The 13,977-nt window shown below is 49.0% G+C and carries 10 protein-coding genes and 1 pseudogene; all 11 read left to right on the forward strand.

Features of this window, described 5'->3' with window-relative positions:
• Positions 1-200: 200 nt before the first annotated feature.
• The 11 genes and pseudogenes from ATN88_RS13440 (at position 201) to ATN88_RS13485 (ending at position 13,964) form a co-directional block, all read left to right on the forward strand.
• Positions 201-1,132: pseudogene (locus tag ATN88_RS13440) on the forward strand (sugar kinase).
• Between the two features lie 15 nt (positions 1,133-1,147).
• A complete protein-coding gene (locus ATN88_RS13445; RefSeq protein ID WP_408607706.1) occupies positions 1,148-1,789 on the forward strand; it encodes a bifunctional 4-hydroxy-2-oxoglutarate aldolase/2-dehydro-3-deoxy-phosphogluconate aldolase in 642 nt (213 codons plus the stop codon).
• A 58-nt stretch (positions 1,790-1,847) separates the two neighbouring features.
• Positions 1,848-3,488 carry a SulP family inorganic anion transporter gene (locus tag ATN88_RS13450; RefSeq protein WP_232313201.1) on the forward strand — a complete coding sequence of 547 codons (1,641 nt, stop codon included), beginning with the start codon at positions 1,848-1,850 and terminating at the stop codon, positions 3,486-3,488.
• A 97-nt stretch (positions 3,489-3,585) separates the two neighbouring features.
• Positions 3,586-4,632 carry a UDP-glucose--hexose-1-phosphate uridylyltransferase gene (locus ATN88_RS13455; RefSeq protein ID WP_067416699.1) on the forward strand — a complete coding sequence of 349 codons (1,047 nt, stop codon included), beginning with the start codon at positions 3,586-3,588 and terminating at the stop codon, positions 4,630-4,632.
• 122 nt (positions 4,633-4,754) lie between these two features.
• Positions 4,755-5,516 carry a 2-dehydro-3-deoxy-D-gluconate 5-dehydrogenase KduD gene (gene kduD / locus ATN88_RS13460; protein ID WP_067416703.1) on the forward strand — a complete coding sequence of 254 codons (762 nt, stop codon included), beginning with the start codon at positions 4,755-4,757 and terminating at the stop codon, positions 5,514-5,516.
• Positions 5,517-5,712: 196 nt separating this feature from the next.
• Positions 5,713-6,936 carry a glycoside hydrolase family 88 protein gene (locus ATN88_RS13465; RefSeq protein ID WP_067416706.1) on the forward strand — a complete coding sequence of 408 codons (1,224 nt, stop codon included), beginning with the start codon at positions 5,713-5,715 and terminating at the stop codon, positions 6,934-6,936.
• Between the two features lie 12 nt (positions 6,937-6,948).
• Positions 6,949-7,386, forward strand: a complete 438-nt coding sequence (locus tag ATN88_RS28310) for a sulfatase-like hydrolase/transferase (RefSeq protein ID WP_269748151.1) — start codon at positions 6,949-6,951, stop codon at positions 7,384-7,386.
• Positions 7,290-8,462 carry a sulfatase-like hydrolase/transferase gene (locus ATN88_RS28315; RefSeq protein ID WP_269748152.1) on the forward strand — a complete coding sequence of 391 codons (1,173 nt, stop codon included), beginning with the start codon at positions 7,290-7,292 and terminating at the stop codon, positions 8,460-8,462. Before ATN88_RS28310 ends, ATN88_RS28315 begins: the two co-directional genes overlap by 97 nt.
• Positions 8,463-8,466: 4 nt before the next feature.
• Positions 8,467-10,647, forward strand: a complete 2,181-nt coding sequence (gene gnpA, locus ATN88_RS13475) for a 1,3-beta-galactosyl-N-acetylhexosamine phosphorylase (protein WP_067416711.1) — start codon at positions 8,467-8,469, stop codon at positions 10,645-10,647.
• Positions 10,648-10,763: 116 nt separating this feature from the next.
• On the forward strand, positions 10,764-12,080 hold the full coding sequence (locus ATN88_RS13480; RefSeq protein ID WP_083539483.1) for an anaerobic sulfatase maturase: 1,317 nt from the start codon (positions 10,764-10,766) through the stop codon (positions 12,078-12,080).
• A gap of 132 nt (positions 12,081-12,212) precedes the next feature.
• Entirely contained in the window at positions 12,213-13,964 is a 1,752-nt protein-coding gene (locus tag ATN88_RS13485; protein ID WP_067416716.1) for a DUF2264 domain-containing protein, read from the forward strand.
• Positions 13,965-13,977 lie beyond the last annotated feature (13 nt).

A 13,977-nucleotide genomic window follows, 5' to 3' on the forward strand; every position in this document is an offset into this window, starting at 1 on the left:
TTCGATGCCGAGATAGTACGCCTTCTTGTTTTCTTATCAATAAATGAAACGGCGTTTTGTTTATCCTGTCACACATTTTCTAAAATTTCTTATTTTTAAATGAAACGTCATTTCAAAAATGAATTTGGCGTATAAAATGAACGAAAAGCCTTATGGAATTAATCATGTCTACACTACGTATCGCTTTCCTCGGGGAATGCATGTTGGAGCTTCATGAAACCTCCGAACAGCTAACGAAAGGGTTCGGCGGAGACTCTTTGAACTCTGCAATTTATCTGTCTCGTTTAGCGCAGTTGGCGGAGAGCACATCGACACTGTCAGTGAGTTACCTCACGGCAATGGGGATCGATTCTCAAAGTGATGGCGTGATGGATGCGGTTGAAAAGGAAGGCGTTCATACATCAGATGTGTTGCGAATCGCCGGAAAGCTGCCGGGCATCTACCTGATTGAAAACGATGAAAGCGGTGAGCGCCATTTTCATTACTGGCGCAATGACTCTGCTGCACGCTATTGGACTCAAAGCTTTGACGACGGGGCCTTGTACGAGCACCTCAAGCAGTTCGACATGATTTACCTCAGTGGTATTTCTCTTGCCATTCAGTTTCCAGAACAGCGCGTTCGCCTGATAGAGGCGTTGCAGCGCTATCAGGCTGCCGGTGGTCGAATTGCATTTGATTCAAACTACCGGCCTCGACTTTGGCATGGCGAGGATGAAACCAAGCAAGCTATAACCAAATCATGGCGGCAACTGACATTGCATTGGTGACATTTGATGATGAGCAAGCACTGTTTGGTGACCAGCACCCAATTGAGACTGTGGAGCGCATACAGGCTTTAGGTTGTCATCACGTGGTCGTGAAATGTGGCGCGAAAGAGTGCGTCATTGCTAAAGGCAATCACGTCGACAAAGTGCAAGCGATTAAGGTCGAACAGGTGGTTGATACCACCTCGGCAGGAGACTCCTTCAACGCGGGTTACCTGTTTGGCGAGACCCAAGGCTTGGCTACAGAACAATCCGCCAAACTGGGGCACTTGCTCGCAAGTCACGTCATTCAAGCGAAAGGTGCTGTGATAAATAGCGAGGCGATGCCAACGGCAAACCAAGTTCAATCTTTGATTTTACCTTCTTAATTTTTTGGAGTTGTTATGGAAAACGTTCAGAGCGTGGAAGCGATCAGTCGCCGTCTTGCCGAGCTAAAAGTGATCCCAGTTATTGCTATCAAAGATGCAAAAAGTGCAGTGCCATTGGCAAAAACGCTGATTGAAAACGGCATGCCTAGCGCAGAAATTACGTTCCGTACTGAAGCGGCCGCAGAGAGTATTGCGCTTATTAGAGAAGCGTTTCCTGACATGTTAATTGGAGCGGGCACGGTCTTAAATACTCAGCAGGTGGATGCCGCCATTGAAGCAGGCGTGGATTTTGTTGTTAGCCCAGGCTTTAACCCAACGACGGTTAAATACAGTCAACAACGCGGCATTGTGATGATCCCGGGTGTTAACAGTCCAAGCCTTGTTGAACAAGCTATGGAAATTGGCTTGAAAACGCTGAAGTTTTTCCCTGCAAGTGTCTCTGGTGGCACGGGAATGCTGAAAGCATTGAATGCTGTTTACCCAGTGCAATTTATGCCGACGGGTGGCGTTTCCAAAGAAAATATCGCGGAGTATCTGGCAATTCCTTCTGTGTTGGCATGTGGCGGTACATGGATGGTTCCTGCTGATCTGATTGATGCGCAAGATTGGGGTGCGATCGGCGTTTTGGTTCGTGATGCCGTCGATGCTCTGAATTGATATTTTGTGGCCCGCGATGTCGGGCCGTTTTGTTGGTCTTTTTCGAAGAACGCTGACCATGACAACGCTTCACGCCAGAATGCCTTCTCGCTCTCCACTCGAAAGAGCGTTTCCTTTTTTACGCTGGCTCCCACTCGTTACAAAGCAAGATTTAAAAGCCGATGTTATTGCCGGATTGACCGGAGCTATCATCGTTTTACCTCAAGGTGTGGCATACGCAATGATTGCTGGTATGCCCGCAGAATACGGCTTATACACCTGTATTGTTCCAGCCATAATTGCGGCCTTATTCGGCTCGTCCCATCACTTGATTTCTGGCGCGACTGCGGCCTTGTCAGTGATCGTTTTTACAACGGTTAGCCAGTTCGCGGCACCGGGCTCCCCACTGTTCATTCAGCTTGCCCTCACGCTCACACTCTGTGCAGGAATTGTACAGTTGTTGATGGGCCTGATGCGCTTTGGCGCCGTGGTGAACTTTGTATCGCACTCCGTCGTTCTTGGTTTCACTGCGGGAGCGGCTGTTGTGATTGCCATTAGCCAACTCAAACACTTGTTGGGACTGTCTATCGTGAGTGGTAGTACGGCGATTGAGAACCTGCAATTGACCTTAGGGGCCCTTGCGCAAACAGATTCAAAAGCACTACTGATAGGTATTGCCACCATCGCCATTAGTGTTTGTGTGAAAACACTATGGCCGAAAGGCCCACACATGCTGATTGCAATGGTCGGCGCAACACTATTGGCGTTGGTCATTGGGGATGTGGCCTTGGTAGGGGCGATGCCAAATTCCTTGCCTGCTTTCTCTTTGCCTGTCGCAGATGTTGTGACGGTTGAGCGCATGGCGATGGGGATCATTGCTGTTGCGCTGTTAGGTTTGGTTGAGGCCATTTCCATAGCGCGCTCGGTTGCGATGAAGTCAGGACAACTGATCGATGCCAATCAGGAGTTCATCGGGCAAGGCCTGTCGAACATGATTGGTGCCTTCTTCTCTTGCTATGTTTCATCTGGCTCATTTACACGCAGCGGTGTGAACTACACGAGCGGTGCACGAACACCTTGTGCAGCGATCTTTGCGGCGGTTTTTCTCGCTATCATTTTGCTATTTTTCGCACCTTATGCAGCCTACATTCCAATTGCGGGTATGGCGGGCATTCTTTTTGTTGTCGCTTATAACTTGATTGATATTCCACATATCATCGACATCTTCCGCACCGACAAGAAAGAGTCGGTGGTGCTAGCGTCAACATTCGTTGCGGCCATGTTGTTGCATCTTGAGTTATCGATTTATGTCGGGATGCTGCTATCGCTGTTTTTCTACCTTCGCAGAACATCACGTCCAACGATCGAGTTTATCGACCCTCGCGTCTATAAAGTGCCAGAGCATTTAATTCCAGACACCGCCATCGTGCGCATTAACGGGTCGGTGTTTTATGGTTCATGCCAACACCTCCAACGTGGGCTTCAAGCCTGCAACGCTAAGCACCTCATTATTCTAGGAAGAGGCATCAACTTTATCGATTACACCGGTGCGCAGATGTTGGCGAATTTAGTGAATCGCAAACAGCACACCTTCTATTTCTGCCATATGAAAGCGACGCCTTTACAGGCATTGCTGTCGCCAGGCTTTTCGAAAACCTTCTCGTCGCTCACGTTCTATAAAAATGCCAAAGAAGCACTCGCGACGATTTCAGTTCACTGATTGGAAACAGCCGCAAGGCTATGACGGGCTGCCATTTGCATTGCATCGATGATGGCTTTGGCAGCTTGTTTCTATTCTTTATTTGGATGATATAACAATGACATCTATACCCTTTGACCCTACAGAACATCCACATCGCCGCTTTAACCCTTTGACTGGCGAGTATGTGCTTGTATCGCCGCATCGCGCTAAACGTCCATGGAGCGGTGCGCAAGAAGCACCGAACACAGCAACGCTACCTGCTTATGATGAAACATGTTTTTTGTGTGCAGGGAATACTCGTATCTCTGGTGAAGTCAACCCTCACTATAAAAACACCTTTGTCTTCAGAAATGACTTTGCAGCCCTGAATTTAGAAACACCGCTGATCAAAATTGAAGACCCATTGATGCGCCTTGAAGGAGCGCAGGGTGAAGCGCATGTTATCTGTTTTTCACCGGATCACAGCAAAACACTTCCGGAGCTGTCCGAGCCAGAAATTGAGCAAGTGGTTGAAACTTGGAAGTCGGAATATACCCGTTTGAGCAAGCACTATTTGTGGGTACAGATTTTCGAGAACAAAGGAGAAGCCATGGGGTGCTCGCAGCCTCATCCGCATGGACAGATCTGGGCAAATAGCTTTATCCCAACGGAAGTGGCAACCAAGGATAAGCATCAACTCGGGTATTTCACTGAGCATGGTTCTTCTTTGCTGGTGGATTATGTTCAGCGAGAGCTGAAAGCCAAAGAGCGCATTGTTGTCGAAACTGAGCATTGGGTGGCTCTTGTGCCTTTTTGGGCAGCGTGGCCATTTGAAACCATGCTACTGCCAAAAGCGGCTGTTCAGCGTATCGACGCGTTAAGTGAAGAGCAAAGTAGGGATTTAGCCATTGCGCTGAAAAAGCTGACGACGCGCTACGACAACCTTTTCCAGTGCAGCTTTCCTTATTCTATGGGATGGCATGGTGCGCCGAACGTTGAGTGTGATGCGCCGATTGCGCATTGGCAACTGCATGCCAGTTTCTATCCGCCACTGCTGCGCTCTGCTTCTGTGCGTAAGTTTATGGTCGGCTACGAGATGTTGGGTGAAGCTCAGCGTGACTTAACGTCAGAGCAGGCTGCAGCGCGCCTTCGTGATGTATCTGATGAGGTTTACTACAAGTAATTCCACAATTGTGACCCAGCATTCAGCTTTTAACTTATTAATTGAAATGCTGTTTTATTTTCTTGTTTTGATGTGCAACTTGGCTATGATACAGAAAATAAAAATGAAACGAGGTTTTGAAAATGATTTTAGAGTCATTCGGGCTAGAAGGTAAGGTCGCAGTTGTGACCGGCTGTAACACTGGCTTGGGGCAGGGTATGGCAGTGGCTTTGGCGCAGGCAGGCGCAGATATCGTTGGCGTTAACTACGGAACGGCTGACGACACACCTGGCATGGTTGAAGCGACAGGTCGCCGTTTCTTCAACATCACGGCTGACTTAAGTAACGCAGATGTGATTGAGGATGTAGTTGCAGAAGCGCGAGGCGTTTACGGTAAGGTGGACATTCTGGTCAACAATGCCGGCATCATTCGTCGTGAAGACGCAATCAACTTCAGTGAGAAAGACTGGGATGATGTGATGAACATCAATATCAAGTCTGTCTTCCTTATGTCTCAAGCAATTGCGCGCGTTTATAACGAACAAAGTTCGGGCGGCAAGATCATCAATATTGCGTCCATGCTGTCTTACCAAGGTGGTATTCGCGTACCGTCTTACACGGCATCGAAAAGTGCTGTCATGGGGCTGACGCGTGCATTGGCCAACGAGTGGGCATCGCACAACATCAACGTGAATGCGATTGCTCCGGGTTACATGGCAACCAATAACACGGCCGCACTGCGTGCTGATGTAGAGCGCGAAAAAGCCATCCGAGAGCGTATTCCTGCAAACCGCTGGGGCACCCCAGAAGATGTCGGCGGCGCGGCAGTGTTCCTTGCATCAAAAGCTGCAGACTACATCAATGGCTTTACCTTGGCCGTTGATGGCGGTTGGCTAGCGCGCTAATCCAAAGGGGATAGCTTCCCCGTTTACAAAGATATCTCTCTCAGAAGGCCAGCTCAGCTGGCTTTTTGATTTTTAGTTTCTTTAAAAATGAAACAACGTTTTGAATGTGTGATTTGTCATAAGTTTTTTTCCTTCCCTCGCCATTAGAATGTGCGCTAGATAATCAGTTAATCTCTTCTTTGTTGGCGAGTAGAAAATGAGTGAATACATTGCTTTACCGCCATTGCCGGGTGAGTTGGATAGAGAGCGTGTTTTAGCGCATCTTCCAAAGGTAATGGCAACGATCAAGCGCAACATTGCTCGCATTGGCGAGCGTAACCCGAAAATCGGTAACGCCGACTATTCATGGACCCATTGCGGTCCTTTCGATTGGGTATCATCGTTTTGGGCGGGTCAGCTTTGGCTTTGTTACCAAACCACAGCTGATGAGCAATACAAGAACAGTGCAAAACTGCGTAAGTCCTACTTTGCCAACATGCTGCTAGACCCGTTCTGGCTGGATCATGATTTGGGCTTTCAATACAGCCTAAGCTGCGTTGCTGAATACAAATTGACGGGCTGTGAAGAGTCCAAAATGATGGCACTTCGCGCTGCTGACCACCTGATCCATCGATTCCGCAAAGTCGGCGGCTACATCGTTGCTTGGAACGATACGCACCCACTGGCTCTGGAAAAACCTGATGTCATTCAAGGTAAATCCATCATAGATTCACTACAAAATACCGCACTCTTGTTCTGGGCGGCCGAAGTGACAGGCGCGCCACGTTACCGTGAAGTGGCGATTCGCCACAGTGAGACGCTAGCCAAGCATATTGTTCGTGACGATTACTCGACGTATCACTCATTCAATTTTGACCCGATTTACCAAACGCCAGTGAAAGGCGAGACCTTCCAAGGTTATGCCGATGAATCATGCTGGGCGCGCGGTCAGTCATGGGCAATTCATGGTTACGCGCAGACGTACCAATACACCAAAGATGACAGTTTCCTGCAGTTGGCTAAAAAGCTGGCACGCTTTGCGGCAGAAGTGATCACGCCAGACGGTGTACCCGTGTGGGATTACCGTTTGCCAGCCGATGAAATTCAATACAAGGACAGCTCCGCGGGGGCGATTACAGCAGCGGGATTCCTGTTGATTGCGCAATCGCTGGAAGACAAGGCGGAAACCTTACCGCGTGAGAGCGAAGAGCGTCAGCAATTGCTGGGTGAAGCGAACGAATACCGCGACTGGGGTTTGTACCTGCTTCAAGGCCTGATGGACCAATGCGATCTTTGCGACAACGAGCAGGCGCAAGGCTTGCTGGCTAATGGGGCATCCTTCGTCAAAGTTGGTCTTTGCGACAACATGCTGCCATACGGCGACTACTACTACCTTGAAGCACTGATGCGTGCTCACGGTTACCGTAATTTCTTCTGGTAAGGGTGAGCAGAGATGAAAAAAGCTCCAAACATCATTCTGATCATGACCGATAGCCAAGGCGCGAACGTGGTTGAGCGTTATTCCGGTCAGGCGACAGATACACAGCACCTAGACCGCATGGCCGATTCTGGCGTGCGTTTTGACAGTGCTTACACAACCTGTCCACTTTGCACGCCAGCGCGCGCGGGCTTGTTTACGGGTATGTATTCACACCAAAGTGGCGCATGGACGAACAATCTTGCCCTTGGTACCAACATTCGTCATATGGGCCAAATCTTTACCGCAGAAGGCTACAACACTGGCTATATCGGTAAATGGCATTTGGATGGGCATGATTACTTTGGTACGGGCATTTGCCTCCGGGTTGGCATCCAGAGTATTGGTACGACGGCGTTAACTATCTCAACGAACTCACCGAAGACGAGATCACTTTGTGGCGTCGTGGCTTGAACACACCGGAAGAGCTGAAGGCACACGAAATCACCGCCGATTTTACGTGGGGTCATCGCATTACCAACCGTGGTCTGAAGTTTATTGAACAGCATCGCGACGAAGACAAACCGTTCTTGTTGGTGCTGTCTTATGACGAACCTCATCACCCATTTACGTGCCCTCCGAAGCATGTCGAGAAGTTCAAAGATTTCAAATTCGATTTAGGTGAAGCGGCCTTTGATGAGCTTGAAAACAAACCGCTGCATCACCGTCTTTGGTCTCGCGCAAAAGGCGCAGGCGTTGGTTCTCAGTACTTCATTAACCCTCTTTACTTCGGCTGCAATGACTTTGTGGATGAAGAAATCGGTCGTGTGCTTTCTCATATTGATGAGAGCGAACTGGCGAATACCTGGATTGTGTACACCTCAGATCATGGTGAGATGAACGGAGCCCACAAATTGTGGGGCAAAGGCGCGGCCGTGTATGACGAAATCGCCAACATCCCGCTGATCATCAAAAACACAGATGGTGAGATGGCAGGCACAGTCATCGATCGTCCAGTCAGTCATATCGACATCATGCCGACTCTGTTGAGCTTGGCGAGCATTGAACAGCCGCCAATTATGCCGGGTAATGATCTTCTTAATAGCGAAAAAGAACGTCAGTTCGAGGGCGTTATGGTGGAGTTCAACCGTTATGAAGTTGAGCATGACTCCAACGGCGGCTTTATTCCAGTACGCGGATGGGTAACCGATAAATACAAGTTGGTTATCAACCTGATGGGCACTGACGAGCTTTATGACCGCATCAACGACAAAGCGGAGCTCAACAACCTGATTGAACACCCAGAGTATGTGGACGTGCGTAACGACATGCACGACCAACTGCTGGCTTACATGGACCACATTCGCGATACCTTCCGATCGTTTGAGTGGGCTTGTCGCCCATGGCGACCAGAAATGGAAAGAGAATGGATGGGATTGTTCCGTCCTCGCCCGGCGGACGGTGTCGCCACGGTCGTACGAGATTATGACACGGGCTTGCCAACCAAAGGCATCAAACGCGAAGACGTACAATTGAGTATTGAGGTTTAATTTCATGGCAAACGCTACCCAAGGCCATATGACTCTACCTGTAGAAGTAGGGCAAGAAGAGGTTGTTCTGGATCTATATAAACGCTGGCAGGCAGATGCACTGCGTGACAGTGATGGAACCACCATGCCAGATTCGCTGGCAGAGCAAGATTGCGATATTTATTCGGTGTTGTGTATTGTTCGTGCCGATCAGGAATACGCGAAAGCACACCCTGAATTTTTGCACCGTAAATATTTGTCTTCATTCCCAATGACGGCAATGAACAACGAGTTGGTAATAAAGCCGTTGGAAGGTTACTGCTCGGAGAAATACGAGTTGGATAACCACAGCGAACCAAAGCGTCATTGGGAAGTCCGTAACCGCACAACCGGTGATGTGGTGCCTGTTGAACAATGGGAATTCGAAGCTGAAAACGGCACTGTGATCGTTCGTGATTGCACGCCTTATCACGAGTACACCGCGTCTGTGATGGTGCGTCAGGTATGGGACAGCGTGTCCATGTACAACGCACTGACGAACGGTTGGACGGGTGACAAAATCCGTAGCCTTGATCCATACCATCCAGAGTGTCGCACGCACCTGAAGCGTTACTTTGCGAAGTGGCTGGAAGAGCATCCGAACACCTCTGTTGTTCGCTTCACGACGTTTGCCTTTCTGTTTGTGATTGATGCGAACGAACAAAACCAAGACATCTACCGTGACTGGACAGGCTACGGCGAAACCGTGAGCCCAGAAGCACTGGATGATTTCGAGAAAGAATACGGTTACCGACTGACGCCAGAAGACTTTGTTGATGCAGGTTACTACAACGGCACTTACAAAGTACCAAGCAAACGCTACCTAGACTGGATGGCATTCATTCAGAAATTCGTGGCAGATTTTGCAGGCGAATTAGTGGGTATGGCACACGCGGCAGGTAAAAAAGCGGCGATGTTCCAAGGCGATCACTGGATTGGTACTGAACCATTCCTGCCAAGTTACCAAGAGATTGGTATCGACATTAACGTCGGTGCAGTTGAAGACGGTGTGGCACTGCGCCGCTTGACCGATTCTGCTGGCGACCAAGTGAAAGAAGCGCGATTCTACCCGTACTTCTTCCCAGATGTCTTCCGTGAAGGTAACAACCCAGTGACTGAATCTATGTCTAATTGGGTGAAGATCCGCCGTGCGATGCTGCATAAGCCGCTAGATCGTATCGGTTACGGTGGTTATTTATCACTGGCGAACAAGTTCCCACACTTTATCGACCATGTGACTCAAATTTCTGATGAATTTGGTACCTACCGTCAAAACAGTGCAGGCACCGAGTCGGCAAAAATCGGCGGTAAAGTGGCTGTATTGAACGCATGGGGCCTGGCGCGTTCTTGGCTACAGAACCAAGCACAAGATCAGCGTTTCTACGTGCCACCTCGTCCAGATGTCATGGAGCTTGTGGGTAACAATCCACTGGAATGTTTGGCGGGCTTACCATTTGACGTGGAATTCATTAGCTTTGAAGACATTCTGACTAACGGCATCGCCGATGACATTAAAGTTATCATCAACACCGGTGATGCAAACTCAGCGTGGAGCGGCGGCGAGTACTGGGGTAACCCACAAATCGTGACTGCGTTGCGAGAGTTCGTGGGCAAGGGCGGCGGTTTATTGGGTATTTGTGACCCATCGGCGCACCTGCAAAACGGCCGTTTCTTCCAACTGGGCGACGTGTTCGGTCTGGAGAAAGAAACCTCACTGACCATGGGCCGCGTTGCGCAACCTGTTCAACTGGACGGCGATCATTATCTGGCGCAATGCCTGACCGGTGAAGAAGATTTCGGTAACTTGAGCTACGTGTACTCTCAAGCGCATGACATGAGCGTGATTGCGTCACAAGGTCAGCACCTTGCGATGACGGCACGTCAATACGGTGAAGGCCGCTCGGTGTATCTGGGTAACCTGCCGTTCTCTATGACGAATGCGCGTTTGCTGCAACACGTTCTGGTGTGGCTGTCTAAGTCAGAAAATGAAAGCTATGCATGGCTGTCTGATTCTGCACTGGTGGATGCGTGCTACTACCCAGCAACAGAGAAGGCGACGGTTGTTAACTACAGCAGCGAACCACAGCAATTGCAAGTAACTGACAAGTCGGGCGAAAAACAAACAATTACACTCGAAGGTTACGAGTGGCGTTGGATGGATGCCTGATCTGTGATTCGTCACTCAGTCTAATAATCGTTTTATCAATATCTTACGGGCGCAACGTTAGTTGCGCATTTTTTATTCCACTGAAGCGACTGTCTGTTGCAACCTCGAGTAAAACCATGTCTAGCCGTCAAACGCCGCAAAAAATCAATGTTCGCACCATTCATCCTCAGCCCTTGCATCCGCTATACCAATCGCTTGCCGAACAAGCTGCGACACTGCCGGTACCTAGACATTGCTACACCATGGCAAAACCGTCTGGATCTGTCTGCAATCTAGACTGTCATTACTGCTTCTATCTCGAAAAAGAAAGACTGTATCCAGAGCGTCAGCAAAATTGGCGAATGGATGATGAGACGCTGTCGCGCTATATCGAACAACAGATGGATGCGCAAGAAGGACCGGAAGTTGTTTTCTCCTGGCAAGGCGGAGAGCCAACATTGATGGGGATTTCGTTCTACGAAAAGGCATTTGAGCAACAGAGAGCCTATGCAGCGGCGTTGGCGAAAAAAGGTCGCCATGTCACTGTGGTAAATACCTTTCAAACGAACGGGATTAAAATCGACGATGCTTGGGCGAAGTTGTTTTCAGATCATCAGGTGTTGGTGGGGATTTCTATCGATGGCCCTAGAGAGCTTCACGACATCTATCGCGTAAAGCGGAATGGTGAACCAACCTTCGACAAGGTAATGGCTGCCATTGACGTGCTCAAACGTCATCGGGTGAGGTTTAATACACTGACTGTTGTGCACAACGAAAACAGCCAATACCCCAAAGAGGTCTACGAGTTTTTGGTGAGTACTGGCAGTGAGTTCTTACAGTTTATTCCTCTGGTCGAACGCGCCGCAAACACGCAGTCTGAGAGCTTGAACTTAGTCTTGCCTGATGCCCATGACGCGACCGTGACACCTTGGTCTGTTGGCCCAAAGCAGTTTGGCCTCTTTCTGACCGAAATGTTTGATGTTTGGGTCAAGCGCGATGTTGGCAGAGTGTTTGTGCAACTGTTTGACAGCACCTTGGCAAGTCATCTGGGGTATCCCGCGACCTTGTGTTCTCATGCCGCACAGTGTGGAAGCAATTTTGCCATTGAAGCGAATGGCGATGTGTACGCTTGCGATCACTATGTGTATCCCGAACACAAGCTAGGCAATGTTCATTCTGACACCCTTTTGTCGATTCGAAACAGTGTTGAAAATCGAGCCTTTGGGTTAGCAAAAACAGCCCACCTCAACCAAAAATGCCTGAGTTGTGCATGGCGATTTGCGTGTCATGGAGGCTGTCCGAAACATCGTTTCGTTTTTGTGGTTGAGTCTGCGTTTCCTGTCCATTACCTCTGTCCTTCATATGCCCATTTTTTCTCTCATACCAAAGAAAAAATGACCCAAATGGCCGCGCTAATACTTCGCGGTAAATCACCAATATTCATCATGAAATAGCTTTTAGATCACACTTTAGAAAGTGCCTGAAACAAAAACATGATCTAGTCGAATTTAAAAATGAAAAGATGTTTTGAAAATAAGAGAAAAGCGTTTAAATAATTCCATCTGAAGTTTGTGGAATTAAAAAAGATGTACGCTTTCAACCAATTTGCCTCTGAAGCGACCTTTACACATCGCGATGAAACTGTCTCGGTGTTGGCTGCACTTATCGGGCAACACATGAAAGCGTTTCTTCCAGAGAGTGCTTCACTTTCTGATGTTCCAACCCGCGCGCATTTTGATGACAAAGCGCAGAACCTCGAAGGTGTTGCTCGCCTGCTATGGGCGGCAGTGCCTCTAGCGTCTGAACAACCAGATATCTTGGTTTCTCTTCGTAACGCAGTTGAAAATGGTGTAAACCCTTCTCACCCTGCTTACTGGGGAGAGGTGACTGACTACAATCAGCGTTGTGTGGAAATGTCTGCCATTGCTTTGGCGATCGTTGATCAGGAAGCACTGTTCTTCCGTGCTATGCCCGAAGAGGCGCAAGCAAACACGGTTCGTTGGTTACAAGCCGCATCCTACATTCAAATTCCAAATAACAACTGGCACTTTTTCCGCGTCCTCATCTTGATGGCTCTGCGTCACATCGGCGTGGATTTCGATGCAGAAGTATTAAAAAACGACCTGAAAGAAATCGACGACATGTATCTGGCGGAAGGCTGGTACCGTGATGGCCGAAGTGGATGCACAGACTATTACAACCCGTTTGCCTTCCATTACTACGGCTTAGTTTTTGCCCGTTGGGTTAATGGTGTCGTTGACCGTCATACCTCCGTATTGTCTGAGTTTGCTCAACTCTTTATCCACCGCGCTGCCCTGTTTGCCAAGTGTTTCTCTCTTTGGGTAGGCAGTAATGGAGCTTCAGTCGCGTATGGCCGTTCCATGACATACCGCTTTGCATCAGCAGGTGTGTGGAGTGAGCTTGCATGCTACAGCGAAGCGCTGAAAAACGTAGGAATGAGCGTGGCGGATATGAAGACCCTGTGGGTGAACCACATCCGTTGGTGGAGTCAGCAGCCAATCATTTCTGATGGCTTATTAAGCGTTGGCTATCGCTACCCAAATCTCATCATGAGCGAAATCTACAACAGCCCGATGTCGCCTTTATTGGCACTGAAAGGTTTCGCTGCGGTTCGTTTATCCGCTACCCATCCATTCTGGCAAGAAAAAGAAAACAAGATGCTAGAAAACGATGGTATGCAATTGCTGGAGAAAAACCGCCAGATCATTACCCGCCACCGAGGCACCAGCTTTTTGCTTTCGGGTGCACCGAGCGCGGCGGAGCTTCGCAACAGTCACGACAAATACCTCAAGTTTGCTTACTCATCTGCTCATGGATTTTCAGTGGAAGCAGTTCGCTGGATAGAACAAGGCTTCATTGGTGACAACGTCATGGCGTGTAAGCACCCGGTGACTGGTGAGTGGAAATTCCGCACGGCATTGATAAAGAGCGAACTTGTTGAAAACACATTAGTGACGTCATGGAGCCCGTTTGACGGATGTGACGTGACAACGAAGCAATGGATGGAAGGTGGCAAAGAATGGCGTCTACATCAGGTTGAAGCTGAGACCGCTTTTGACTTCATCATGTCAGGTTACGCCGTTGATAAATGGGTGAAGTGCATCGGCGCACGCGAAAGCCGCCCAAGTGCTCGCATCAGTGGCAGTGAGATCGTGAGTGAAATGCAACTTCACGAGGGGCAGGGCGGCTATGACGTGATGCCATGCGCGCCCAATACCAACCTCAGTTTTGCGCAAGCTGCGGTGCCAATTATTTATGGCTCTGTTCCTCAAGGGAGCAGTCGCTGGTTAGTGTCGATTATTTCCGAAAAACAATGAAACAAAAGGCCTG

Source organism: Enterovibrio coralii (assembly GCF_001559595.1).
Taxonomy (GTDB): Bacteria; Pseudomonadota; Gammaproteobacteria; order Enterobacterales; family Vibrionaceae; genus Enterovibrio; species Enterovibrio coralii.

Bases quoted from the DNA above. Each gene is read 5' to 3' on its own strand.
- ATN88_RS13465 (WP_067416706.1), top strand. From the start codon at position 5,713: ATGAGTGAATACATTGCTTTACCGCCATTGCCGGGTGAGTTGGATAGA.
- ATN88_RS13485 (WP_067416716.1), top strand. From the start codon at position 12,213: ATGTACGCTTTCAACCAATTTGCCTCTGAAGCGACCTTTACACATCGC.
- ATN88_RS13455 (WP_067416699.1), top strand. From the start codon at position 3,586: ATGACATCTATACCCTTTGACCCTACAGAACATCCACATCGCCGCTTT.
- ATN88_RS13480 (WP_083539483.1), top strand. From the start codon at position 10,764: ATGTCTAGCCGTCAAACGCCGCAAAAAATCAATGTTCGCACCATTCAT.
- ATN88_RS13450 (WP_232313201.1), top strand. From the start codon at position 1,848: ATGACAACGCTTCACGCCAGAATGCCTTCTCGCTCTCCACTCGAAAGA.
- ATN88_RS13445 (WP_408607706.1), top strand. From the start codon at position 1,148: ATGGAAAACGTTCAGAGCGTGGAAGCGATCAGTCGCCGTCTTGCCGAG.
- ATN88_RS28310 (WP_269748151.1), top strand. From the start codon at position 6,949: ATGAAAAAAGCTCCAAACATCATTCTGATCATGACCGATAGCCAAGGC.
- gnpA (WP_067416711.1), top strand. From the start codon at position 8,467: ATGGCAAACGCTACCCAAGGCCATATGACTCTACCTGTAGAAGTAGGG.
- kduD (WP_067416703.1), top strand. From the start codon at position 4,755: ATGATTTTAGAGTCATTCGGGCTAGAAGGTAAGGTCGCAGTTGTGACC.